The 25,769-nt window shown below is 47.3% G+C and carries 10 protein-coding genes; 4 read left to right on the plus strand and 6 right to left on the minus strand.

What is annotated here, in order from left to right:
- Positions 1 to 59: 59 nt before the first annotated feature.
- Positions 60 to 2,111, minus strand: a complete 2,052-nt coding sequence (locus FHW36_RS04000; RefSeq protein WP_145662555.1) for a M13 family metallopeptidase — start codon at positions 2,109 to 2,111, stop codon at positions 60 to 62.
- 118 nt (positions 2,112 to 2,229) lie between these two features.
- On the opposite strand from FHW36_RS04000, the gene FHW36_RS04005 reads away from it, so the two are divergent.
- The 3 genes from FHW36_RS04005 (at position 2,230) to FHW36_RS04015 (ending at position 4,108) form a co-directional block, all read left to right on the plus strand.
- Positions 2,230 to 3,447, plus strand: a complete 1,218-nt coding sequence (locus tag FHW36_RS04005) for a DUF5009 domain-containing protein (protein WP_145662558.1) — start codon at positions 2,230 to 2,232, stop codon at positions 3,445 to 3,447.
- 157 nt (positions 3,448 to 3,604) lie between these two features.
- Positions 3,605 to 3,832, plus strand: a complete 228-nt coding sequence (locus tag FHW36_RS04010) for a hypothetical protein (protein ID WP_145662561.1) — start codon at positions 3,605 to 3,607, stop codon at positions 3,830 to 3,832.
- A gap of 27 nt (positions 3,833 to 3,859) precedes the next feature.
- Positions 3,860 to 4,108, plus strand: a complete 249-nt coding sequence (locus FHW36_RS04015) for a hypothetical protein (RefSeq protein ID WP_145662564.1) — start codon at positions 3,860 to 3,862, stop codon at positions 4,106 to 4,108.
- Positions 4,109 to 4,111: 3 nt separating this feature from the next.
- On the opposite strand, the gene FHW36_RS04020 is transcribed toward FHW36_RS04015, so the two are convergent.
- The 5 genes from FHW36_RS04020 to FHW36_RS04040 are packed head-to-tail and all read right to left on the minus strand — an operon-like array spanning position 4,112 to position 12,058.
- Positions 4,112 to 6,004 (minus strand): monovalent cation:proton antiporter-2 (CPA2) family protein, encoded by a 1,893-nt coding sequence (locus FHW36_RS04020; RefSeq protein ID WP_145662568.1) that lies wholly within the window; start codon positions 6,002 to 6,004, stop codon positions 4,112 to 4,114.
- 1 nt (position 6,005) lies between these two features.
- Positions 6,006 to 6,611 carry an NAD(P)H-dependent oxidoreductase gene (locus FHW36_RS04025; RefSeq protein ID WP_145662571.1) on the minus strand — a complete coding sequence of 202 codons (606 nt, stop codon included), beginning with the start codon at positions 6,609 to 6,611 and terminating at the stop codon, positions 6,006 to 6,008.
- Between the two features lie 40 nt (positions 6,612 to 6,651).
- Entirely contained in the window at positions 6,652 to 8,502 is a 1,851-nt protein-coding gene (locus FHW36_RS04030) for a chloride channel protein (protein ID WP_145662573.1), read from the minus strand.
- 16 nt (positions 8,503 to 8,518) lie between these two features.
- On the minus strand, positions 8,519 to 9,427 hold the full coding sequence (locus tag FHW36_RS04035; protein WP_145662576.1) for a transglutaminase domain-containing protein: 909 nt from the start codon (positions 9,425 to 9,427) through the stop codon (positions 8,519 to 8,521).
- A 33-nt stretch (positions 9,428 to 9,460) separates the two neighbouring features.
- Positions 9,461 to 12,058, minus strand: a complete 2,598-nt coding sequence (locus FHW36_RS04040; RefSeq protein ID WP_145662578.1) for an NACHT domain-containing protein — start codon at positions 12,056 to 12,058, stop codon at positions 9,461 to 9,463.
- A 611-nt stretch (positions 12,059 to 12,669) separates the two neighbouring features.
- On the opposite strand from FHW36_RS04040, the gene FHW36_RS04045 reads away from it, so the two are divergent.
- On the plus strand, positions 12,670 to 25,695 hold the full coding sequence (locus tag FHW36_RS04045) for an Ig-like domain-containing protein (protein WP_145662581.1): 13,026 nt from the start codon (positions 12,670 to 12,672) through the stop codon (positions 25,693 to 25,695).
- Positions 25,696 to 25,769: the final 74 nt, after the last annotated feature.

Below are 25,769 nucleotides of genomic sequence, written 5' to 3' on the forward strand. Positions count from 1 at the left end.
TCATATATTATCCGCTTCAATAGCTTTTTGCTTTATGCCTTCGGCTTTGCGCGTTATATCTACCAGATTCTTACCCTGGCGCTATCTGCTCTGTACATCCCGTTGCCAGGCTGTAATCCATATACTTCGTAAAACGCGTCTACATCGCTGAATGGTCCATTCACCCTGAATTTAGCTGGCGAATGTACATCTGTCAGGACCTGCCTGGCCAACGATTCTTTTTTGGTATGGCTCAACCATCCCAGGGCATATCCCATGAAATAGCGCTCTGCTGGCGTGTAGCCGGCAATCTTTTCATTTTTCTGGTATTGTTCGGTCTTTTTAAATGCTTCCCATCCCAGTAAGATACCACCCAGATCTGCAATATTTTCGCCCAGGGTAGCTTTCCCGTTGATATGTAAGCTATCCACCACTACGTAGCTGTTGAACTGTCTAACCATCACATCGGCGCGGTCATTGAATTTTTTGATATCTTCTTTGGTCCACCAGTTTTTCAGGTTACCGGCTGCATCAAATTGGCGACCTTCATCGTCAAAGCCATGGGTAATTTCATGCCCAATGGTAGAAGCCCCAGCATAGCCATATACAACGGCATCGTCCAGCTCTTCATCACGCTTACCAGGAACGGTGAAGATGCCCGCCGGTAATACGATTTCATTGTTACTGGGGTTGTAATAGGCATTATAGGTTTGTGGCGTCATATCCCACTCGCTGCGGTCTACCGGTTTCCCCAGCTTATTAATCTCATAATTTTGCCACCAGTGTTTGGCTGCCACTACGTTCTGGTAATAGGATTGATCCTTGATATCCATAGCGGAAAAGTCTTTCCATTTATCAGGATAGCCTACTTTTTTGCTGATTTTGGATAGCTTGTATAATGCTTTTTGTTTGGTACTATCGCTCATCCACTCCAGGTGTTCAATCCTGTTTTTCAGTGCGGCGCGGATCTCTTCTACCAGGTTCTCATATCTTTTTTTAGCAGTAGCATTAAAGAATTCTTTTACGAACAATTGTCCCAGCGCTTCGCCCATGGCGCCTTCTTCCGCATCTAATACACGTTTCCAGCGGGGCTTTTGTTGATCCTGTCCCCTGAGGAGTTTACCATAAAAAGCAAATTGGGTATTAGCAATGGTATCGCTTAATTGCGATGCCGCGTTGGCAATCACTATCCATTTCAGGTAATTCTTCCAGGTGTCGAGCGGTTGCGATTTGATGGCGCCACTTAGCGCCGTATAAAATTCGGGCTGACCAACAATCACTGTATCTGCAAATTTGCTGATACCCTGTTGTTTTATAAATCCCGCCCAGTCTATATTTCCGGCAATTTTATTCAGCTGGGCTACTGGCATTTTATGATAGTTGGCTTCCGGATCACGCAGGGCTTCCAACTTGCGACTGGACTTAGCCAGGAGTGTCTCCAGTTGTACGATACTAGCCGCGGCCTTCTGCGCAGTAGCGGTATCCATGCCGGTAAATGCCAGCATTTTTGCCACATGGCCGGGGTAAGCTTGTCTTATTTTAGTGGTGCGGTCGTCTGTATTGAAATAGTAATCGCGGTTCGGCAATCCAAGGCCGCCTTGTCCCAGCTGTACCATAATGGCATCGCTGTTTTTCGCATCCTGTCCTATGGAAATATCACAAGTACCACCGGCGGTTACATTCAGTTGGGAGGCCAGTTGCGCCAGTTGTTGTACGTTGCTCACGGCATCAATCTCTTTTAAAGTCCCGGTTATAGGTTCAATGCCTGCTGCATTGAGGCGCACGGAATCCATGCCGCTTTTCCAGAAGGCAGCAATTTTTTTGGAGATGGGATCGGACGGATTTTCTGCCGCTTTTTCATTGATGATACGCAGGCGTTTATATAGTTCTTCCTGTACCAGGTTGCCGATGCCCCAGGAGCTGTATTCTGAAGGAATCGGGTTACGTTTAATCCAGCCTCCGTTGGCATAATCAAAAAAGTCGTCTTTGGGATTTGCAGTGGTATCTACGTTGGCGGCTACCGCATCAGGAGTGGTATTTGCCTGTTTGTTGGTGTTGGACTGTCCCTGGTTGCAGGCTATAAAACAAGCCACGCTGGCCACGCCGATGCCGGCGAAAAGGAGTTTGTTCATAAGTTGTTTGAGATTTTGTTAGCGGGAGAAAGGTAATTATTTTTTGCCACCTCCAATATTAGAAAGGACGAGAGGCGATCTTGATAAATAAGAATAAATCACAATTTATTATTGTATTTTGTTATTACTTCAATCTTTACGCATTACCCGTATGATCAACAACCTGAAACCCGGTCGTATTTTATCTATCGATGCATTCCGCGGAATTACTATCCTGGTCATGATTTTCGTGAATAGCGTAGCAGGCGTACAGGGCATCCCTGCCTGGATGCAGCATGCACATGCTGCGGAAGACCGGATGACATTTGTAGACGTGGTATTCCCCGCATTTCTCTTTATTGTGGGCATGTCTATCCCATTTGCTATTAATAGCAGGTTGGCTAAGGGAGATAGTTTCTGGAAGTTACAGCAACACATCGGTTGGCGTACCGTAGGCCTCTGGGTGCTGGGTATTTTTATGGTAAATACAGAAGAGATGAATGCCGCCGCTACCGGGATGAGCGTAGCGCTATGGTCGTTGCTGTTTTACGTTTGCGCTATCCTGGTATGGAATGTTTATACATTTAAACAGTCCTGGATAAGCTGGTGCTTTAAAGGAGCTGGTATAGCTGGTTTGATCATATTGGGCATTATTTATCGGGGCGGCAACGGCAGCGAGCGACTGGCGCCGCAATGGTGGGGCATCCTGGGATTGATTGGCTGGGCCTACCTATATGCCTGTATTTTCTACCAGTGGTTTAAAGGCAATGCCAATGCTATTATGCTCATGATAGCTGTTTGTATTGGCTATTATATTTTATGCAAGCAGCCCTTTATACATAAAGGGGAATGGAGCTGGATAGCCTCCCAGAGCAGGAATGCGGCTCATACTTCTATTGTTTTATCCGGGATGTTGCTCACCTTATTTTATTTTGACGAGGATCTTGATTTGAAGGGGCGCCGGCTTTTTTCAAAAATATGCGGCTTTTTTGTGCTATTGATGATGAGTGCCCTGCTGTTAAGACCTGCATATGAAATTTCTAAAATACGCGCTACGCCTTCCTGGTGCTTATATAGCGCGGCTATTTGTGTGGTGATCTTTTCCCTGTTGTATATACTGATAGATGTAAAACAGGTCGGTAAATGGACTGCCTTCTTCCGCCCGGCAGGGTCCAACCCGCTGCTCACCTATATATTGCCTGATATCGTTTATTTCGGTATGATGTTGGCCGGTATCAGCCTGCCCGCAGTATTGAACCAGGGAGTACCCGGCATTCTCTGGTGCGGTTGCTTCGCAGTATTGATGCTATTGCTGGTAAAAGGGTTAAATAAATTAGGTATTCGTTTGCAACTGTAACAATCTGATCCCTTGGTTCGTTTTACCCCTCGTTACATGATAAACAGGTGAGCTGCACATCCGTTATTGCCGTTGTTGCGTATATAGGATGTTGATTTTTGTTTACCTGGATAGAAGTGTAGCCCCCCCATTTTTTATCCCCCAAAAATAATTCCCCATGAAAAAAATTGCCGTGGTATTGGCGTTGACAGGAGCGATTTTAGCTATCTTAGCGCAGTACGCCATTACAAACGACTGGATATGGTTTAAGGTCTTCCATACACTCGGTTTTATTGGCTACATATTGATCATCAGCGGCCTTGCTTCCTTCTCCCTGTGGGGTATTCACCAGCTTTCCCGTGAAGAAAAAAACCGGATCAGGCGATATTATCACCAGGATGAATAAGCATGAGCACTACATAACGATAGCCATATGTCAGACATTTTCACGCTTAAATTTGAATACAAAGGTCACCCACATATCGTAGAGGTTACAACAGCGCATCAACAATTCAAAACGGTATACAAGGTGGTGATCCAGGAACATGAAATCACCTTTGAGCCCGATGAAGAAGGTTATGTAAGAGCCGTGTCGAGTAAACCCATGCATGATCACTTACATTCGCTGGATGTAGGACTGTTGCACCATGTAGCGGAATTAATCATTCAGCATATCCGCTAGGCACTATTCTATTTCTCTTTTCTCGCCCCTGATTTCGTCCCGCAGTGATTCGGGATCCCAGCCCTGGCCCTCATCCAGCCAGGTCTTCACGCGGTCAGACGAAATGAGTTTTTCCATTTCTTCAATACGCTCCTTCATGGAGATGATGTATTGTTTTTTATCGTCGCGGAGGGCTGACAAACCCTTCAGCGTACGTTCATCCTGCCGGAAAAAGGTACGGGCGGCCCGCTCGCTTTTGTAGGCGCGGTTGCCCAGCATGCGCAGGGCATCTACTCCTACCCGTAACGAAGTGTCGATGGTTTCCCGGTAAATGTGTAATACGCCCAGGTCCATCAACTCAAAGGTATCTTCATTATTTTCTGCCCGTACCAATAGCTGCAGGTGCGGAAAATAGCGCTGCGCCATCTTCACAATTTCCAGCGTTTGCTCCGGGTGGTCGGTGGCAATGATCAGTATTTTGGCATCGGCTGCGCCGGCGGCGGCCAACAAATCATACCGCGAAGCATCTCCATAATATACTTTAATACCCAGGTTGTGCAGGGCATCTACCCGGTCGGAATCCAGGTCCAGGATAGTGGCGTTGATACCATTAGCTCGAAGGAAACGCCCCGTCATACTGCCAAAGCGGCCAAATCCTGCAATAATCACAGGATGCTTTTCGGTAATTTCATCGGCTTCGCGCTCAGCTTTTACTTCTGAACGGGTAAAATGTGGTTGTATCACTTTTTCATACAACAGCATAATCAGCGGTGTCAACGCCATACTAATAGCCACCACGGCGGTCATCATCGCCGTCATTTCACTACTTAACAGGCGGGTCTGACTGGTAAAGGATAACAGTACAAAGGCAAATTCTCCAATATCAGCCAGGGCAAAGGCAAACAACAGGTTCTGGTCTATGTTCAGTTTAAATATCTTGCCCAATGCAAACAGCACAATACCTTTTACGGTCATAATACCTACTACCAATCCCATTATTAACCAGGGCTGTTCCAATATCAGCTTGAAGTCGATAGAAGCGCCCACCGCAATAAAGAATAAGCCCAGCAACAATCCTTTGAATGGTTCAATATCACTTTCCAGCTCGTGCCGGTATTCACTGTTAGCCAGTACTACTCCTCCTAAGAAGGCGCCCAGCGCGGAACTCAGGCCTACCAGGTTCATAAGTACTGCAATGGCTACCACCATCAGCAGGGCGGTGGCGGTAAATAATTCCCTCACCCGCGTACGGGCTATCACCCGCATGATGGGCCGCACCAGGTACCTGCCGGCAATAATAATGATAGCAACAGCCCCTAAAACCACCAGGGTTTGTCCCCAGCCGGGTAGGTTATCCCGGAGAGAAGAACTATGTGAAGTGCTTTCTGTAGCCACGCTTCCTGCCAACAGCGGAAAAATAGCCAACATAGGGATCACTGCAATATCCTGGAATAACAATACAGAAAACGCACTTTGTCCCGCAGCAGTGCCCATCCACCCTTTTTCATTCAGGGTCTGTAACACAATAGCGGTGGACGAAAGCGATAGTATCATGCCCAGGGCCAGCGAGTTATTTACCGGTTGGCCCAATAATAGCGCAATTCCGGCAATGGCCGCAGCGCTTATTACTACCTGCAGCCCTCCCAGCCCAAGTATGGAAGCCCGCAACCGCCAGAGCAGTGCTGGCTCCAGTTCCATACCGATCAGGAACAACATCATCACCACACCAAATTCCGCAAAGTGCATGATGTCTTCTCCTTCCGTACCTATAAAACCTAATACCGATGGGCCTATAATAACACCAGCCAATAGATAACCCAGTACGGCGCCCAATCCCAATTTCTTAGCCAGGGGTACAAATACAATCGCTGCGGCCAGGTATACCATCGCCTGGAATAGTAATGAATGTTGATCCATATTATTGGGTTTGAGCGGGAAGTTGAAGTAATTGCGACAAGTTGCTGAGCCCTGTAATAACGCCCGGGTCAAACTCCGGACGCCGCAAGCGTTCCAGCACCTGCACCAGTTTTTGCGTTTCCTCTTTTATATCGGAAATATCTTCTCTGTGTACGCCATAAATCACATAAGGGGCGGCGTAGTGCATATTACAGAGTTTGGCCGTTTGTATAAACGGCAACAGGAAATCATGTATCGTATGGCCATGATGCCCGTCGGGCTGATAGGCATTTTCAGCACCGCCGGCACTGATAATATTACTGAAATACTTTCCCTGCAAGGCTTTCCCGGTATGGCCATATGCCCAGCCATGTTCCAGCACCAGGTCTATCCACTGTTTTACAATGGCCGGCGCACTATACCAGTAAAAGGGATGTTGCATGAATATAATATCGTGTTGCTCCAGTAAGGTCTGCTCCCGCGCTATATTAATATCAAGATCGGGGTATTGCTCATACAGGTCGTTGATAGTAATACCCGGTATGGTTTTAATGGCACGCAGCAGCTGGGCATGTACCCTCGATTTCTCCAGGGCAGGATGTGCAAAATTGATCAGTACTCTGGCCATTTTTTCTCATTATAATTATAAAAATAGCCAACAAATATGGCTATCCTTCGGAATATTCCTGTAACAGCGACCGGTATTTATTCAGAATACTGGATTTGGAGATAAAACCCACCAGCTGTTTATCCTGCACTACGGGCAGATTCCAGGCTTGTACCTCATCAAATTTCTTGATCACCAGGTTAATATTATCTTTCAGGTATACTTCCGCCGGAGGCGCCTTCATCAGTTTTTTCACCAGCACCCTGTCATACAACTCCGGGTTAAACATGATGGGCCGTATATCATCCAGGGTAATAATACCTTCAAACCGGTTTTGATCATTTACTACCGCAATAATATTCCGGTTTCCTTCTTTTATCAACTCAATTAATTCCCGTAAAGTAGCACCAATATTGATTTGCTGTACATCTTTTTCAATCAGGTCGTCCATTTTCAATAGCAACAGAATATTGTTGTCGTGGGCCCGGGTAAATATTTTACCCTCTTTTGCCAGTTGTTTCAGTTCTGGGGAAAGTGGCGAAAACCATTTGGCCATCAGGTAAGAGATAGTGGAAACAATCATTAACGGGATAAAAAGATCATACCCCGAGCTGGATTCAGCTATCAGGAAGATGGCGGTGAGCGGGGCGTACATCACACCGGCCATTACCCCACCCATGCCTACAATGACGAGGTTAGTGACTGGGATATCGGTGATCCCCATTTGCTGGCAAACCATCGCGAAGAAAAAGCCCAGGAAGCCACCCGCGAATAAAGAGGGCGCAAAGTTACCGCCATTCCCCCCGCTTTGAATGGTGACAGAGGCGGCTAAAGCTTTCAGTAAACAAACGCACCCGGTAAACACTACAATCATCCAGCTTTGAATAGGCAGGTAACGGAAGAAACTATTTTGCAGGATGGTTTCTCCATTGCCGGAAGCCAGCGACTTTACACTGGTATACCCTTCGCCAAACAGCGGAGGCATGGCCACACAAAGCGCAGATATCACGATGCCCCCCAGGATGGCCCGTTGCAAAGCCGTCCACTTTAATCCATGAAAGAAGTGTTCTACTTTCTGTGAAATCACCACATAGTAGCGGGCGTAAAATCCACTCAATAAACCCAGTACCAGGTAAAAGGGTACATTATGATAATTAAAAGCTACCCGCGATTCAAAGTGAAACAGGGCTTCTTCCTGTAAAATGATCTTAGACAACAAACTTCCACATACAGCCGCTACAATCAGCGGCATGAAATCGGAGAAAACCACCCCGGTGAGTAGAATTTCAAATGCAAACATCATCCCGGCAATGGGCGCATTAAAGGCTGCGGCAATCCCGGCGGTGGCACCGGCCGCTAATAACAGGGTGCGTTCTTTATAGCCCAGGTGGTAAGTACGGGCGTAGTTGGAGCCCAGGGCAGCACCGGTAACGGCTATCGGGCTTTCCAGCCCTGCAGATCCCCCCAGTCCCACCGTAATAGCACTTTGCACGATCTGGGAGTACATTTTTACCGGCGGAATAAAACTGGAATTTTGGGCTATTTCGTGTAAAATGGCCGGAATTCCTTTCCTGGACTGCCCTTTGAAAAACCAGATCACCATGAGGGTGGTTAGTACAATTCCCAGGAAGGGAAATACCACATAGAAAATTACCTGGGTGCTGAAATGTACCTTATCGGTAATAATATAATGAATGTAATGGACCAGGCTTTTTAAGACGACTCCGGCTAAACCGGCCGTACAGCCTACCAATATACCCGACAACAGGAGGAACTGGCTGCGGTTCATCCGGGCATGAAGCCAATAGAGTACCAGCTGGTAACTCTTCACACTTTTAAGACCGTATTGCTGAAAATCTTTTTTAAAGCGAAAGAAACTATGGTATTTCCGGAGGCGGTTAAATTGACTCATGTGGCAAATTTAACGATCAGAGCTCAATGAGTGCATAAACTTTATCGTTCATATAAGGGCCGCCAGGGTGCCGGGCCGTATAGTCGAGGTTGATCCAATACTCCCCTTTCAATTCATGGTAGTAGATTTCCTTTACAGCCGGTTTGGGGAAAAGCGTGATAATGGCTTGTTTGGCGATCTCAAAATCACTCTTGTCGCCGCAATACAATTCCGGGTAGGCGTGTCCTTTCACCAGTACAATACGGCAACGGGCGCCTATCGACTGCAGGCAGGACATCATTAATATGGAATGGTCATCGCAATCGCCTCCCAGCCCGTTTTGGATGGTTTCCTGCGGGGTAGCAAAATATTCATCCCTGCGGGAGTCGAGCACATACTTAAAATGGCTGTTGATATACCGGAACAGTGACAGGAATCGGGTAATTTTTCCGTATTTGTAAAAATATTCGTCGTAGTAATCCAGGGAGTGTTTTACAGAGAAGTTGCGGACGACGGAATCCTGTGAGTTAATTTTTTCCCGCATGCCTCTCACGGTTTTGTCGCGGTAGCTTTCCACTCTCCTGGGATAAAGGCTGAGGATATCCAGTTGTTTACTGTCCTTTGCGCGGAGGTTGCCCTGCACCATTCCTTTATAGTCATTCAACACGTTGGAGAAGGTATACCGGTCAGTAAACTTGTTGACCAGCAGTACTCCCGTCATTAGTAGTACAATCGGAATAATGAGGGGGCGGAATATCCAGCGGAGGAGGTATACTATTAAAAAACTCACCACCACGGCTGCCAATAGGTCTATATGCCAGCCATTGGCCACCAGTGGTGGTGTGAAACGGTTTATGTAGGGGGCCAGTAATAGTAAGGTCAACAGACTCAATAAGTTGAACCCTATTTTTTGTGCACTGGTATATTTGCTTTCGTCAATAGCCATTATGCTACGCAATAAAGCAAAATTATGCCATAATCACCTCGCAAAATTTGAAACAGCCTGTTTAAAAGAGGTGCTTTTCCGGATGAGTTCTATTTGTTGCGCCGTATCATTTTTTTGTTTCTCCATCTGCAGTTGCTGATAGATTTTATTGAGCAGGCCAAAGTTCATCAGGGCAAGTACTTTAAAATCGAGCTTCTGTGCATTCTCTACTGCCATTTCCGCAGTACGGATGGCTTTGTTGAATTCGTGTTCGTTGAAGTATACGCCGGCGTACAGCAGTTTTTGAACAGACTCCATGTATTTACCGCCAAAATAGTCGGATGAATATTTTTTAATCACCTGGTCGGTATGCCGGCAAATGCGCGCGGCAGATGCAGTGTCTCCTAATCCCAGGTAGGCCTGGGCCTGCCAGCAGAGCAACGTCAAACGCAGCGAATCTGTTTTGCGATGCTGCAGGGAAGGATAGGTTTCAAATATCCGGGTGGTAAAGCTTAGCAGGTGCTCATGGTCATTCAGCAACGTAAATACGATGCCCATGTTCCGGAATACTACCTCCTGTGGTTCTGTGATCGGTTTTTTACCACCGCCTGTCCAGTAACGGAAATAATTGTAGATTTTTTCTCTGATATCTTCGTTTATGATGCCAAACTTGAGGAATTCGTAAATGAACAGCTGGATTTCATAGGGAGTTACCCACAGCTCATCTTCAAATTCATCAGGGGCATATATTTTTTTAATATTGTTCAGTTCAATTTCACATTGTTCCGCATCCAGCTGGAGCAAGGCCATGGTAAACAGTTTGCTCCTGATCTTGAGTTTATCTTCCCGGGCTTCTGCCAATCCCAATAGGGCGGTAAGGACTTTACGTTTTCTGAAATGAATAAATTCATCATTGATAAAGGGACCTATCGGATTCTTCTTGAAGAAGCCCGCCGGGAAAATGGATTTGAGTTCTCCCTGGTTATTACCATCATGCTGATAGTGGAGTACAAGGTATTCGAGCAGATGGGATTTTTCTATGTTGGATAATGGTAAATGCAGCATTTTGATGATGCCATCTATCTGGGCATGGTTAATGGCGTAGCGGAGCAGCCATCTGAACACGCCGATGCGATAGGGCGACTGTGGCAAATGCTCCAGTATAGCCATGAGCAGCTGTTCATTGATTTCCTGGCCATTTTCTTTCAGGTAATGCATGGCCACAAAATATTCCAGCAACATGGTATGGGCAAAGCGCACTTTTACATTGAACATAATCTCCTGGCTCAGGTTCTCTTCTACCAATATGTTATCTGCCAGCAATTCTTTATAGGCAGGAAACAGATCGGCATTCTGGGCCAGTAACAGGTTTTTATCCGTATAAATACCTGTTCTGCCGAGATCCAGCAGGGTCAGTAATTTTTCAATGATTTTTATTTTGAACGAATTGCTTTGAGAGTTGAATACTCGATTTTGAATAAACCGGGAAACAATTTCAAATAAGCTGAGGTGTTCATCTACAAATGTCTGATCGGGCCCGCTATTCAGCTGGCAGAACAGCTGCAGGTAGTAGGGGTACCGCAGTTTTTGCAGGAAGCTTTCGGAAAAGAGTCGCACGGTAGCCGGGTCGAACTGGTGATTATAAAGAATAGACTTTACCTCCTGTTCAGACAATTGCGGCATATTGATATTGGTTTCCTCATCCATTTCGGCGCCGAGGTACCAATAGCGGCGGAAAGCAGGGTATTGCTGTGAGTGCTGGAATATTTCTGCCCAGGTACTGCTGCGGATGGAGAGGATCACTTTTACCCAGGGATATAAATCATTGGAGTAAACGAAATCTTCCAGTTTAGAATATAATAGGCGGAGTTTTTCACCTGCTACGGCGATTTCATCAAAACCGTCTATTATTAATATAAGGCGTCCGCCTTTTTTATCGAAGTGACTGGCGAAGTATTCCCGGAAGTTTTCACCGTTGCCGAGGTTCATCTGGTTGTCGAGCCAGGTGGATAGCGAAAACCCTTTCAGTAGGAGACTACCGGCTGCATGTGCATGGATAAACCAGCAAACATCCTGTTTATAGCGGGCTTCTTTTCCGAACCAGCAATGTTCTGCCAGGTGTACGAGTGCAAGTGATTTTCCCCAGCCGGAAGGCGCAATCAGTGCGGTGGCCGCATAGTCGCTTTCCAGGAATTTCTCTATATGTGCGTTACAGAAAGGTCTGTGCACGGTATAGGGAAATGCAATTCCAGAGCGGTTCTTGAGAGTGAGCATGGTGTAATGGGAAACTGCGTCTGCCTTGTTTTTAAGGTCAGACCATTTACCACTGTCCAGTGCTGCAGCCGAGCTGGGTGTGCCGGAGGACTTTGAAGTAGTATTTAATTTTCTATAGTGATGTTGCTGAAAATCTTCCCAGTCTTTATACTGACAATATTGCGAAAGCGTGTTCAGCGTATATCTGGAGAAGCTGTGTTGAGCAACAGCAAATCCGAATACCCTTTTGAGCGTAGTTTCGCTCACCAGTTTCGTAGTGTCATCCAATATGGACTGAGAGAGATGTTTGCAATCTCCTGGTAGCATGACTTCAACACCGAACCTGCGTAATACTTCATTCTGCAGGGTAATGATAAAGTCATAGGATAGATCAATCATAGGGGACAATAAAAATGGATTTTCGAATTGTCGGTACATGTTTAAGTACGTATGCTATTTGCGTTTAGATTTAGGAAAATCCGAATGAACAAAATGAACAGCAGATATTAATATGAATTATATATATTTATTTTTTCAATAAAACATTTATATGCTATGATTAATATATGAATATCATATGTTAATATGGTTGGCCCGGTATAATCGTGCTATCAGCTACTCCTATATATAATATTTTTTTATTCTGCGAAAAAATTAAATAATTCGAATTTTTTTTAAAGAAACCTTGTTTTCCTTACCCCAAGGACCATTTAGCGGTTATCGCGCATAAAATCGGTTTAGTTTAAATGAACAAAATGAACATGAATTTTTCATTTTGAACAAACTGAACCAGAACGCTGGAATGAACAAAAAGAGCCTTCCGTAAACCACCCCTTCAGTATACATTCGTAGCGTTTTTGTAACAATACATTAACAAATCCCGAAAGGAGGTGTACTAAAATTTTATCAACCAGTATCCTTCCCGTAGTATTTCCTAACCTGACTGCCGCCTATAGAGTTTTGTTGTAAAGCAATGAAACTGAACAATTATTGTCCAAATATTTGATGCTATGCATTCAAAAGCTACTCCTAATAGCCCTTTTACTGCCCTTTTTCGCCTTCCTTTCCCTAAGGAACGGCATACTGTTGCAAACAGCAGCGCTTATAGCTGTAACGGCATTGGTTCGCTGGCCTGGAAAAGCCTCTTATTAACCCTGTTATGTATATTAGGTATAAGTGCCAGGCAAAGCTGGGCGCAAACATATACTACCCGGGTATATGCCAACAGTACGCCTAATCCGGGCGGCACAGCTACAGGCGTTTGTTTGCTCTGCGGTGTGACCAATGGTGCAAATGCGGTGGATAACTCCCTCAGCACAAAAGCTACCATTACCACCACGGTAGCACTTTTGGGCGCTAAGGTTTCTCAGGATCTGGTTTTCCCCGCTCCTATTACCAACAATACACCTGCTATTGTAAAGATAGGCGCCTCCGGAACTCTGGGTAACCTGGTATCATTAAATCTATTAGGGGGTGTATATGTGCAGGCCTTTAATGGTAGTACACCTGTAGGAGATACCGCTTTTGCCAGCCAAACTGTGTTGCAGCTTTTGGCTAGTGGTAACCAGGGAGAGGTATTCCTGGCTACCCCTCCAGGCACCTACGATCGCGTAAGAGTAACAGTGGATGGAGGTCTGGCAGGCGTTGCCGGAAGTATCGATGTATATGCAGCTTATTATAATAAACCCGCTACCAGCACCATCGCCTGCGATGCACCTATCGATATATTATATGGTGTAGCCGGTGCAGTAGGTAGCCTCGGAACAGTTACCAATCCCGCTCAGGCAGGTGATGGTATTATATCAAACTCCAACTATGCAGAACTAAGCAGCGTAGTGGGCGCCCTGGGAAGCAGTGCTGAAGTAACTGCGGTATTCCCCGGGCTATCCAAATTAGGCGACTCTGTCCGCATCTACATGTCAAGCCCTGCTTCCCTGCTTTCCCCGCAGGTATTGGGCTCTGTGAGAATCATTACCTATAATGGTGGAACCGTTGTTGATAGTTTTAACGCTTCCAGCAACTTTCTGACACTGGGTTTCATGACAGGGTCTACCACCTTGCAGGGATTGTCGTTCAAGGCCTCGGCGCCATTCGATCATGTGGAAGTTCTTATTGGCTCCGGCATTGTTGGAGCCCTCTCTACTATCCGGGTACATGAAATACAGCGCTACCCACCAGGACCGGCTACCGGTGCCGCTGGGCCACTCCGAATTACCTGTCTGAATACACCTATTACTTTAAGCGTAAGCAATCCCGATCCGGGACTCGTTTATTCCTGGTTCGACTCTACTCAAACAACAAAGATAACAGATGGTACCAGTTACAGCCCACCGGTAAATGTAGCCGGAAGTTTCCGCTACTATGTTTCGTCAACCCGGCTGAATTGCTCTACCGCATCGGCCCAGACGCTCGTGACTGTCATGGTGAATAACTATGCAACAGCTGCTGATATCACCGTTCCTGCAACTACAGCATCCTGTACCAATGATACCGTACAGATTACACCAACTTCAACAACGGTTACCAATAAGCCGGTATTTAAGTGGTATAAAGATGCCGCTAAAACTACGGCCATCACTAATGGCCTCGTTGAAGGCAACGTTAAATACAGCATTGACACCACCGGTAAGTTATCTATCACCGGCCTGACAGCAGGTTCCTATAACTATTATGTTAGCGTTTCCGACAGTAACCACTGCGAAAATGGCGCTAATACACTTAAACAAGCTTCGGTAACCGTAGGTGCTGCTCCGGCTCCGCCAACAGTAGCACCATTCTTCGCCGTAGCCACCGGCCAAACCGTAACGCTTACGGCGTCACCGGTAGCCGGCGCCACTATCGAATGGTACAGCGATACTACCCTCGCCCCAATTGGATCTGGCACAAGCTTCCAGGTAGGACCTTTCAACACCCCCGGTAACTATACCTATTTTGCAGGTGTAAGATTAACCGGCGGCTGCGAGTCTTACCGCGTACCAGTACTCATCACCGTAACCGGCCCGGTAACCACCGGCGGCTGTAATGTACCTACTTCTCAAAATAGTGGTACTACCCTCGGTTGCGTACTGTGTAGCGTTAGTAACCCAACAAACGATATTGATACAGATCCGACCAACTTCACTCAACTTAGCATACCGGTAGGGCTGCTCGGAGGTTCTGTTTATCAACAGCTGATCTTCCCAACCGCAGGAGCTGCAACGGATAGCATCCGGTTTGATCTGGGTACTAATGCGCAAATAGCCAATGTAAACCTGCTGGGAGGCATTGTGTTAACAGTGGCCAACGGAACAACCGTTATCAGAAGAGATACTGTTTCTCAACTGGCTAACGTACAACTGCTGAACAACAATCACGTTGTAGTAACGGTACCTGCTACCGCCGCTTACGACCGCGTGCAGATATTGCTTACCGGCATAGTCAACCTGCTTAATAATGTGCAGATATATGGTGTGAGGGCAGTGGGTGCTAACCCAACCATTGCTGCCGGTGGCGTAACTACCTGCGTCGGTTCTACCGCTACGTTGACAGCCACTCCAGCTGCCGGAACTTCTGTAAGATGGTATGCAGATTCTACCACTGTCACTTCTCTGAGCAATCAAAGTACTTATACTACACCTACCGCCTTTACCACAGCAGGTACTTATACCTACTATGTACAGGTAGTGGATGCAAATGGTTGCGCTAACCCTGAACGTATCCCCGTTGTAGTGACAGTGAATCCATTAGGAACACCAGCAGACATCACCCTGGCTGATACTACCGGTGTTTGCAGTGGTGGCACAGCACGTCTGGCCCCAACAGCTGCAGGTGTAACTAAACCGGAATTTAAATGGTATGCAAACGCCAACAAAACTACTCCAATTATAAATGGTACCGTAATAGGCAGTGCTACTTTCGCCGTTGATACAGCTGGTAACCTGAGTGTTACTGGTCTTACCCCTGGTGATTACACCTATTATGTAAGTGTATCCGGCACCAACCGTTGTGAAAACGCCGCCGGAAATCTGAAAGCTGCTACTATAAAAGTAACCAGCACACCAGCTCCGCCTACCCTGGTACAAACTTATGCTGTCAGCACCGGCTTGCCATTAACACTGGTAGCTTCTCCTGCTCCGGGCAGCACGGTGGTTTGGTACAGCGATACTACCAAAGCATCTATTGGTAGTGGCAATTCTATTACACTGCCACCATTCACCACACCCGGCGTATATACCTATTTCGCTGGAGACAGTGTAAGCGGAGGTTGCGTATCCAACCGCCTGGCTATTGTTATTACTGTAACTGGCCCGGTAACACCAACCAGCTGTAATGTTCCGACCAGCCAGGTAACAGGTACCACTCTCGGTTGCGTATTGTGTAGTGTATCTAATCCAACAAATGATATCGATAACGATCCAACTAATTTCACCCGTCTGAATATACCAGTGGGATTACTGGGAGGTTCTGTGTATCAACAGATGATCTTCCCTGCTGCCGGGGCATCTACCGACAGTATCCGTCTGGACCTGTCCTCACCGGGTGGACTGGCAGACGTAAGTTTACTGGGCGGCGCTGTGGTAACTGTATATAATGGTACCACTGTAGTAAGTACCAAAACATTGTCTCAGCTGGCCACCTTAAGATTGTTGAACGGTACCCGTTACATCGCTACGGTACCGACTGGAGGTGCTTATGACCGCGTAGAGGTGAGACTGACTGGGGTAGCTAACCTGCTGAACTCACTGGATATTTACGGTGCACGTGCCGTAGGCGCTAATCCAACTATCAGCGCAGATAGCGTAACGGTATGCGCCGGTTCAACTGCCGTACTTACCGCTACTCCTGCTGCCGGAACGTCCGTAAGATGGTATGCTGATTCCACCACCACCATTTCCCTGAGTAACCAGGCCAGCTACACAACAGATACCCTGAAAACAGCTGGTACCTTCAAATATTATGTACAGGTAGTAGATGGTAATGGCTGCGCTAACCCTGAACGTATACCAGTTGTAGTAACTGTTAACGCGCTGGGCTCTCCTGCCGATATCACTGTAGCTGATACCACTACCGTTTGTGGCAACAGCACTGCGCTGTTGACGCCAACAGCTGCCGGCGTAACCACTCCTGTATTTAAATGGTATGCAAATGCCAATAAAACCAGTCCGATTACAAACGGCACTGTAATAGGTAGTGCCACCTTCACGATCGATGCAGCAGGAAATCTCCGTGTTAGCGGCCTGACTCCAGGTAATCATACTTACTATGTAAGCGTATCCGGTACTAATCGTTGTGAAAATGCTGCTGGCAACCTGAAGGCTGCAACTATCACAGTAGCCAATGCAACGGCGCCGCCCACCCTGGTGCAGACTTATGCTATCAGCACAGGTTTACCATTAACCCTGGTGGCTTCTCCTGCTCCGGGTACTACCGTGGCCTGGTACAGCGATACTACCAAGGCAGCTATAGGTACCGGTAGTAGCATCACCTTACCTCCATTTACTACACCGGGTGTTTATACTTATTATGCAGGCGATAGCTTACCGGGAGGTTGTATGTCCAACCGCCTGGCCATCGTTATTACTGTAACAGGTCCGGTTATACCAACCACCTGTAATGTGCCTACCAGCCAGGTAACCGGTACTACACTGGGTTGCGTGCTGTGTAGTGTGACAAACCCAACTTATGATATTGATTCGTCAGCTACCAACTTTACCCGCCTGAACATTCCGGTTGGTTTGTTGGGTGGTTCTGTATACCAACAATTAATCTTCCCTGCTACCGGTGCTGCTTCAGACAGTATCAGACTGGATCTGTCTTCACCTGGTGGACTGGCAGACGTAAGTTTACTGGGTGGTGCCGTGGTAACCGTATATAACGGTACTACAGTAGTGAGCACTACCACCTTGTCACAGCTGGCCACCTTGAGATTACTGAATGGTACCCGTTACACTGCTACAGTGCCAACAGGCGCCGCTTATGACCGCGTAGAAGTTAAACTGACAGGAGTAGCTAATCTCCTCAACTCCCTGGATATTTATGGCGTACGGGCAGTAGCACCAAATCCGACTGTTGCAGCCGGAGGGGTGACTGTTTGTGCGGGTCAACCAGCGGTATTAACTGCTACTCCGGCGACAGGAACAACTGTTCGCTGGTACGCAGATTCTACCACAACTGCGATCCTGAGCACGCAGGCCTCCTTCACTACAGACACCCTGAAAACAGCAGGTACCTTCACTTACTATGTTCAAACAGTAGGTGCAAATGGTTGTGCTAATCCTGATCGTATTCCTGTGAAGGTAGTGGTGAACCCATTGAGCAATGCGGGTAACATTACCCTGGCAGATACTACTGTGGCTTGTACCAACAACCCTGTAGTACTGGCACCAACAGCAACAGGTGTAACTGCACCGGTATTCAAATGGTATAAAGATGCCAATAAAACCACAGCTATTACAAATGGCCTGACAGAAGGAGCTGTGAAGTACGCAGTGGATACCGCCGGCGTACTCACTATCACTGGCCTTACTGCAGGAAACTATAAATATTACGTAAGCGTATCTGGCAGCAACCAGTGCGAAAACCCGGCCGGCGCGCTGAAAGCAGCTACCGTACAGGTAGTAACCGCTCCTGCTGCTCCAGTTGTAACCGGCGACGTAGTAGTACAAACCGGGGTGAAAGCTACCTTAACAGCTGCCGCACCACCAGCTGGTGCTACTGTCGTATGGTATAGCGATTCAACTACCACTACACCACTGGGAACTGGTACCAGCTTCCAGGTAGGACCGTTCAATAATCCTGGAACATATACCTACTTTGGAGCTATCCGCATCACTGGTGCCTGCGAATCTCCAAGAGTAGCCATACATGTAGTGGTAACCGGACCAGTTATTCCATCTCCTGATTGTAATGTCCCAACCAGCCAGGTATCTGGTACTACCCTTGGTTGCGTACTGTGTAGCGTAAGCGGACCTACCAATGATATCGATAGTGTACAAACCAACTTCACACGGTTATCTATGCCGGTTGGTTTATTGGGTGGCGCTGTTTACCAGCAGCTGATATTCCCGAATCCGGGTAAAGCAACTGACAGTATTCAGGTTCGTTTCGCTGCTTCTACCGGTTTGGCCGATGTAAGCCTCCTGGGTGGTACAGTAGTTTCCCTGTACAATGGCAATACCCTGGTAAAAGCAGATACATTGACAGATTTACTTACCCTGCGCGTGATCAACGGACAACAGTTTGCCGCTACACTGGCAGCTCCTGGTGCTTTTGACCGTGTAGAAGTAAGATTAACCGGCGTGGCTAATCTGCTGAACTCCCTGGATATTTATGGCGCCCGGATCTTCTATCCAAAAGCAACTGTTAATACTACGAATACAAGCGTATGTATAAATAATAAAGCAACGCTGTCTGTAACACCGGCGGCAGGTACTTCCGTACGCTGGTACGCTGATTCTACCAGCACCACCGTATTAAGTACACAGAATACTTATACGACCGATACGCTGAAAACCGCCGGCAAAGTGACTTACTATGTGGCGGTAGTAGGTGGATCTAATAATTGTCCGAACCCAGACAGAATACCAGTTACAGTGAATGTATCTCCGGCGCCTCCGGTTCCGGGTGCACCTGCAACGGTTAATATCTGCTCTGGCTCCGATGCATTACTACAGGTAGCAACACCAGATCGTCAGCTTACTTACAACTGGTACAATGTACCAACCGGCGGCACCAAACTGAATACCGACAGTGGCTTCGTATTCAAGGTAACAGCCGTTAACCGCGACACTACCTTCTATGTAGAAGCAGTGAGCAGCTGTGGTGCAGCTTCACCAAGACAAGCGATCAGCATTGTGCTGTCTTCTTCTTTGAGTGCGCCAACAGTAACACCGAATCCTGACTCTGTTGTGATTGGTACGCAAACAGCATTGAATGCTACCTCTAATACCGCCAACGCCATTTACAAATGGTACGGTAGCCAAACAGGCAACGACAGCCTGTTTACCGGACCGGTATTTACACCACCAGTTAGCAATACATTGGGTACGGTAACTTATTGGGTAGAAGCATCCCTGGCAAGCGGTGCTACCTGTAAGTCTATCCGTGTACCGGTACAGGTGATATCTATCGCTCCGCCACCATTTACACAAGTACCGTGTGAAGGCGCTACCAGTCAAACAATTGGTGGCAGCGGATTACTCATACTGGGTAATGTGTACAACCCTGCCCTGGCAGTGGATAACGACGCCAGCACCGCTTCCTCACTGGTAATTAACCTGGGCGCCCTGAATGCACAGGTATGGCAGAGGGCGAAGTTCAATGGCGTATCTTCCATCGGTGATACTGTTAGAGTATTGCTCTCCAACCCAAGCCAGATACTTTCTGCCAGCTTACTGGGTGGAGTACAGTTAACTACTTATAACGGTACCACTCCCGGAGATTCTGTAAATATTAATAGCACACTGGTTAAACTCACTTTACTGAGTAACCAGAAACAAGCAATAGCTGAATTTGTGCCCACCAAAGCATTTGATGCAGTGGAAGTGAAACTGAAATCAGGTGTGTTGGGTGCATTAACCACAATAGATTTCAACTACGCACAACGAGCCCTGGTATCGCCAACCGTTCAGGCAACCAAGGTAGCAGTTTGCGCAGGAAGCACCGCTACTATCAGCGTAAGCAACCCTGCAGCAGGTGTCACCTACCGCTGGTATAATAGCCAGGGTAACTACCTCACTGGTAAAGACGGTACTACTTTCACTTCCGGTGTGCTCAGCAAAGACACTACCTTCTATGTAGAAGCATCCAGAAATGGTTGCGTAAGCAAGGGCCGTGCAAGGGTGGATGTAAGCGTAGCTGCTGCACCAGCTGCACCACAGGTACAGGCTACTACCGTAGCAGTATGCGCCGGATCTGATGCAGTACTCGCGGTGGCCAACCCAGTAACAGGCTACACCTACGCCTGGTACAATGTAGCCAACGGAGGAACCAAGCTGAATACAGACAGTGGATATACCTACAAAGTGGTGAATGTGACAGCTGCAGCTACTTACTATGTGGAAGCGAAGAACGATAGCTGTAATACTGTTTCAGCTACCAGAACAGCGGTAAACGTGAACACTGCTACAGCCCTGGCGTCACCAACTGTAACTCCGGTGAATGATACCGTAGTAGTAGGTCAGCAGGCCGTATTCGTAGCGAAAGCTGCTACTGCAAATGCTGAATTCTACTGGTTCGCTACACCAACAAGCACAGATACACTCTTCAAGGGCAGCACATTCGCGGCTCCTGCATCTACAGCAATAGGTACTGTTACCTATTGGGTGGAAGCAGCACTGCCTGGAGGCGGTTCTTGTAAGTCTGCAAGAGTAGGGGCTAACGTAATTACTGTTTCAACACCAAATGGACCAGTGCCTTGCGAAGGAGCCACTACGCAAATTATAGGTGGATCAGGTCTGTTGGTTTCCGGTAATGTATACAATCCGCAACTCGCAGTAGATAATAATGTGAACACAGCATCTGCCCTGGTAATAAACCTTGGAGCACTCAATGCTTCAGTGTACCAGAGAGTATCCTTCAACGGCCTGTCTACGCCGGGTGATACTGTAAAAGTGATGTTGTCTAATCCAAGTCAAATACTGTCTGCAGCCCTCTTAGGTAGCATTCAGCTGACTTCTTATAATGGTAACACGCCAGGTGATGTGGTACTCGTATCTAACCCGATACTTAACATCAACCTGCTCAGTGGCAACAGAGGTGCAATACTGTCCTTCGTACCAACTCAACCGTTCGATGGCGTACAGGTGACACTGAAATCAGGTGTAGTAGGCGCCCTGACCGAAGTGGACCTCAACTACGCACAGCGTGCCTTGGTACAACCAACTGTACAGGTAACCAATGCTGTCATCTGTAAAGGAAAACAAGCTACGCTCAACGTAGTAAATCCTGCACCAGGTATAACATATAGCTGGTACAACAGTTTGGGTAACCATCTGCTCGACAGCGTGGCCTTTGTAACACCAACTACCCTTGATACCGGCAGATACAGCTACTTTGTAAGAGCAAACAGGAACGGTTGTACAGGTGCGGCCTCTGTACCAGCAGTGGTAACTGTACAGGGAATACCATCTAAACCAGTAGCTGTTAATAATAACGTATCTACCTGTCTGAATACACCAGTAACGCTCAGCGTGAAAGCGGTAACCGGTGTACAATTCAACTGGTACGATGCAGCAACAGGTGGCGCTTTGGTAATGTCAAACAGTAACACTTACACCACACCAGCTAATCTGCTGGCAGGTACATATAACTTCTACGTAGAAGGAGTAAATGCGGGCAACTGTATGAACGATAGCGGACGTACGAAGATTACCCTCACCGTAGACAGTGCGTCTACCGCAGCAGATATTCAGGCTGCTGACCAGGTAATCTGTGCCGGAGGTACGGCTGTATTAACGCCAACCAGCGCTACTGTACAGAATCCTGTATTTAAATGGTACGCTAATCCGGATAAGACCGGTCCTATCACACAAGGTGTTAGCGCAACCGGCGTACTAACTATCTCCGGATTAACTGCCGGTACCTACACCTACTATGTAAGTGTAAGCAACGCCGGTAAATGTGAAAATGCAGCAGGTGCACTTAAAGCGGTGAAAGTAACGGTAAATACTACTGCTACAGCAGCCGATATTACAGTGACCGATACTACTATCTGTGCGAATACTGCAGTGAAACTGACAGCTACCAGCGCTACCGTCACTAACCCAACATTCAAATGGTATAGCGATGCTAATCTGACAACATTGCTGTTCACAGGAGCATCTTATACAACACAGGCAATAAGCACTACCACTACGTATTATGTAACAGTATCTGGTGATAACAAGTGCGCTAACACAGCAGGAAATGCGAAGGCGGTAATGGTAACTGTACGTGATGTACCGGTTCCGATCATCTCTGCTTCTGCTATCAGCATCTGTGTGGGTGATACAGCAACATTAACTGTACAAAACGCAGATAATACACTCATCTATCGCTGGTACAATGCAGCACAAGGTGGAACACTGCTGTTCACAGGACCAGTATACAGTGTAACCGGTCTTACTGCATCAGCCGACTTCTATGCAGAGGCATCAGCCGGCGGATGTACCAGTGCAACCAGGACTAAAGTATCCATAGGTGTAGGCATGGCGCCAACGCCGATCCTGGATGCTACTAATGTAACAGTATGTCAGGGTGGAACAGCGGTACTGAAAGTGACATCTTCTACTAACAATATCACTTATAAGTGGTATACAACCGCTACAGGTGGTACTGCAGTATTTACCGGACCGATTTATACCACCAATGCAATCAATGCTAATACTAAGTTCTATGTAGAAGCCATCGGCGATACTTCGAAATGTGGTAAACCATCTGCACGTGCAAGCGTAAGTGTGAATGTGGTACCAGTTCCTGCAGCGCCGGTATTGGTGAATAATGCGGTACAGGGTTGCCAGGGTCAGGGTGTTTCCCTGTCAGTGCAAAACCCTGCGGCAGGCACTACTTACCAATGGTTCGATAAAGCAACAGGTGGTACTATGGTATTTGAAGGAGCAGTATTCAACATTACTTCTCTGGATAGCACCGTCACTTATTATGTACAAGCCCTGGTAAATGGTGGTTGCCCAAGCGCATCCAGGACCAGTGCCACCATTACGGTAAATAGTATACCAACAGCGCCGGTTATAAACGCTTCTTCTCTCTTCGTATGTCAGGGAGGAAATGTGACGCTGAGTATTCAAAATCCGACAGCAGGTACTACTTATCGCTGGTATGATGCACCAACTGCAGGTAACCTGTTATTTACAGGTACCAGCTACCAGACAGGCTCATTAAACAGCAATACTGATTTCTATGCAGAAGCCAGCAATGGTAACTGTAGCAGTGCTGCCAGAACCAAGATATCTATAGGTGTGGGCCAGGCGCCAACACCAACACTGGAAGCAACATCCCTCACTACTTGTCAGGGTACGGCAGCTACACTCCGTGTGACTTCAGCCACCAATAATATCGCGTACAAATGGTACACACAGGCTGTGGGCGGTACGGCTATATTTACAGGACCAGTATTTACTACAGATCCGCTGAATACTACTACAGACTTCTGGGTGGAAGCAACTGGTACTAGCGGCCAGTGTGGTAGTCCATCTGCAAGAGTGAAAGCTACTGTAACAGTGGTGGTAGCTCCAGCTGCACCGGATGTAGTAGCCACATCGCTCAAAACATGTGCTGGTACAGGTGTAACCGTAGCGGTGAAAACAATACTGCCAGGCATTACTTACCAATGGTACGATGCGCCAACAGCAGGTAACCTGCTCTTCACAGGTGCTGTTTATAGTGTACCAGTAGTAACACAGAATACTACTTACTATGTACAAGCTAACCTCGGAGGCGGTTGCTCCAGCTCTACCAGGACCGCAGTAAACGTATCGGTAGATCCGGCTCCGGCTATTCCGACCGTGGCGCAAGACAACGTGATAACCTGCATAGGTGGCACAGCTACCTTCACGGTGACTAACCCTGACGCTACGTTCACTTATCGCTGGTACGATGCACCATCAGGTGGAAACCTCCTGGCAACCGGTAATGCTTACACTACTGCGCCACTGGCTCAAACCACTACCATCTACCTGGAAGCATTGAATGGCGCAGGTTGCAGCAGCGTACGTAAAGGCGTAACAGCTACAGTGGTAAGCACAATTGATGCACCGCTCGCCGATCCGATTACCGTATGTAGCGGTCAAACAGGCGTGCTGTCCGTGAAATCTAAACAACCAGGTGTTATCTATAAATGGTACAGCGTGGCTAACGGCGGTACAGCAGTATTTACAGGTGGCGACTTTACCATCACACCGGTTGCAAATACCACTTACTTCGTAGCAGCTTCTACCAGCGGTGGCTGTATCAGCGCCAGCAGAACACCGGTAAGTGTAACCGTAAATCCGTCTCCGGCAGCTCCGGCTGTAGCGAATGCTACCCTGCAGGCTTGCCCAGGTCAAACCGTTACACTGAATGCGCTCAACCCGGATGCAACGCTGACTTATAAATGGTACACCGTACCAACTGGCGGTACAGCTGTAGCTACAGGAGCTACATATGTTACTCCTGGTGTAACTGCAAACCAGATGTACTACCTGGAAGCTCAAAACAGCAATGGCTGCGCTAGCCCAACACGTACAGCTGTGAGCGTACAGGCTACGCCTGCCCCAGGTGCACCGACAATAACTGGTAACGACAACGGTGTTTGTCCGGGTAAAACAGCTACGCTGACAGCGGCATCCACTACCACAGGCGTTGATTTCCGCTGGTACACAGTGGCAACAGGCGGTACACCGATATACACTGGTGCAACGTTTGTAACACCTGCCCTGAATACCAATACTACCTATTATGTAGAGGCGGTTACCACCGGCGGTTGTATCAGTGCGGGTCAGAGAACAACAGTTAATGTAAATATTGCACAGCCGCTGCCAGCTCCAGTAGTAACGGTAGATAATACAACTGCTACTACTATCACATTCCGCTGGTCACCAATCACCGGAGCTCAACGCTACGAAGTATCGCTCGATGGTGGCGTAACATTCCTGCCACCAAGTTCAGGACCAAACGGTACTACACATACTGTTACCGGCCTGCAGCCTAACCAGAGCGCTGCTATACAGGTGAGAGCCATCGGAGCTTCAGATTGTGAAACCAGCGCACTGTCTACAGCGGTTACCGGTAAAACAACGAACCCACAAGGCAATAACATCTTCATACCAAACCTCTTCAGTCCGAATGGCGATGGCGTGAATGATATCATGTATGTGTACTCAACATCGATCGCACAACTTGAATTCAGGGTTTACAACCAGTGGGGTCAGTTGGTATTCACATCCAAAGACCAGCGTCAGGGATGGGATGGTACGATGAGCGGTGTGAAACAACCAGTAGGCGTTTACGTATACATCGTGAAAGCCACTATGCAGGATGGTACTGTGATCATTAAGAAAGGTAACGTAACACTTATGCGCTAACCCGGATTCATGAGCATAAGTTCAAATCATCATAAAGCCGGGATGCGGTATAGCATCCCGGTTTATTCAGAAAA

The organism is Chitinophaga polysaccharea, assembly GCF_007829335.1.
Taxonomy (GTDB): domain Bacteria; phylum Bacteroidota; class Bacteroidia; order Chitinophagales; family Chitinophagaceae; genus Chitinophaga; species Chitinophaga polysaccharea_B.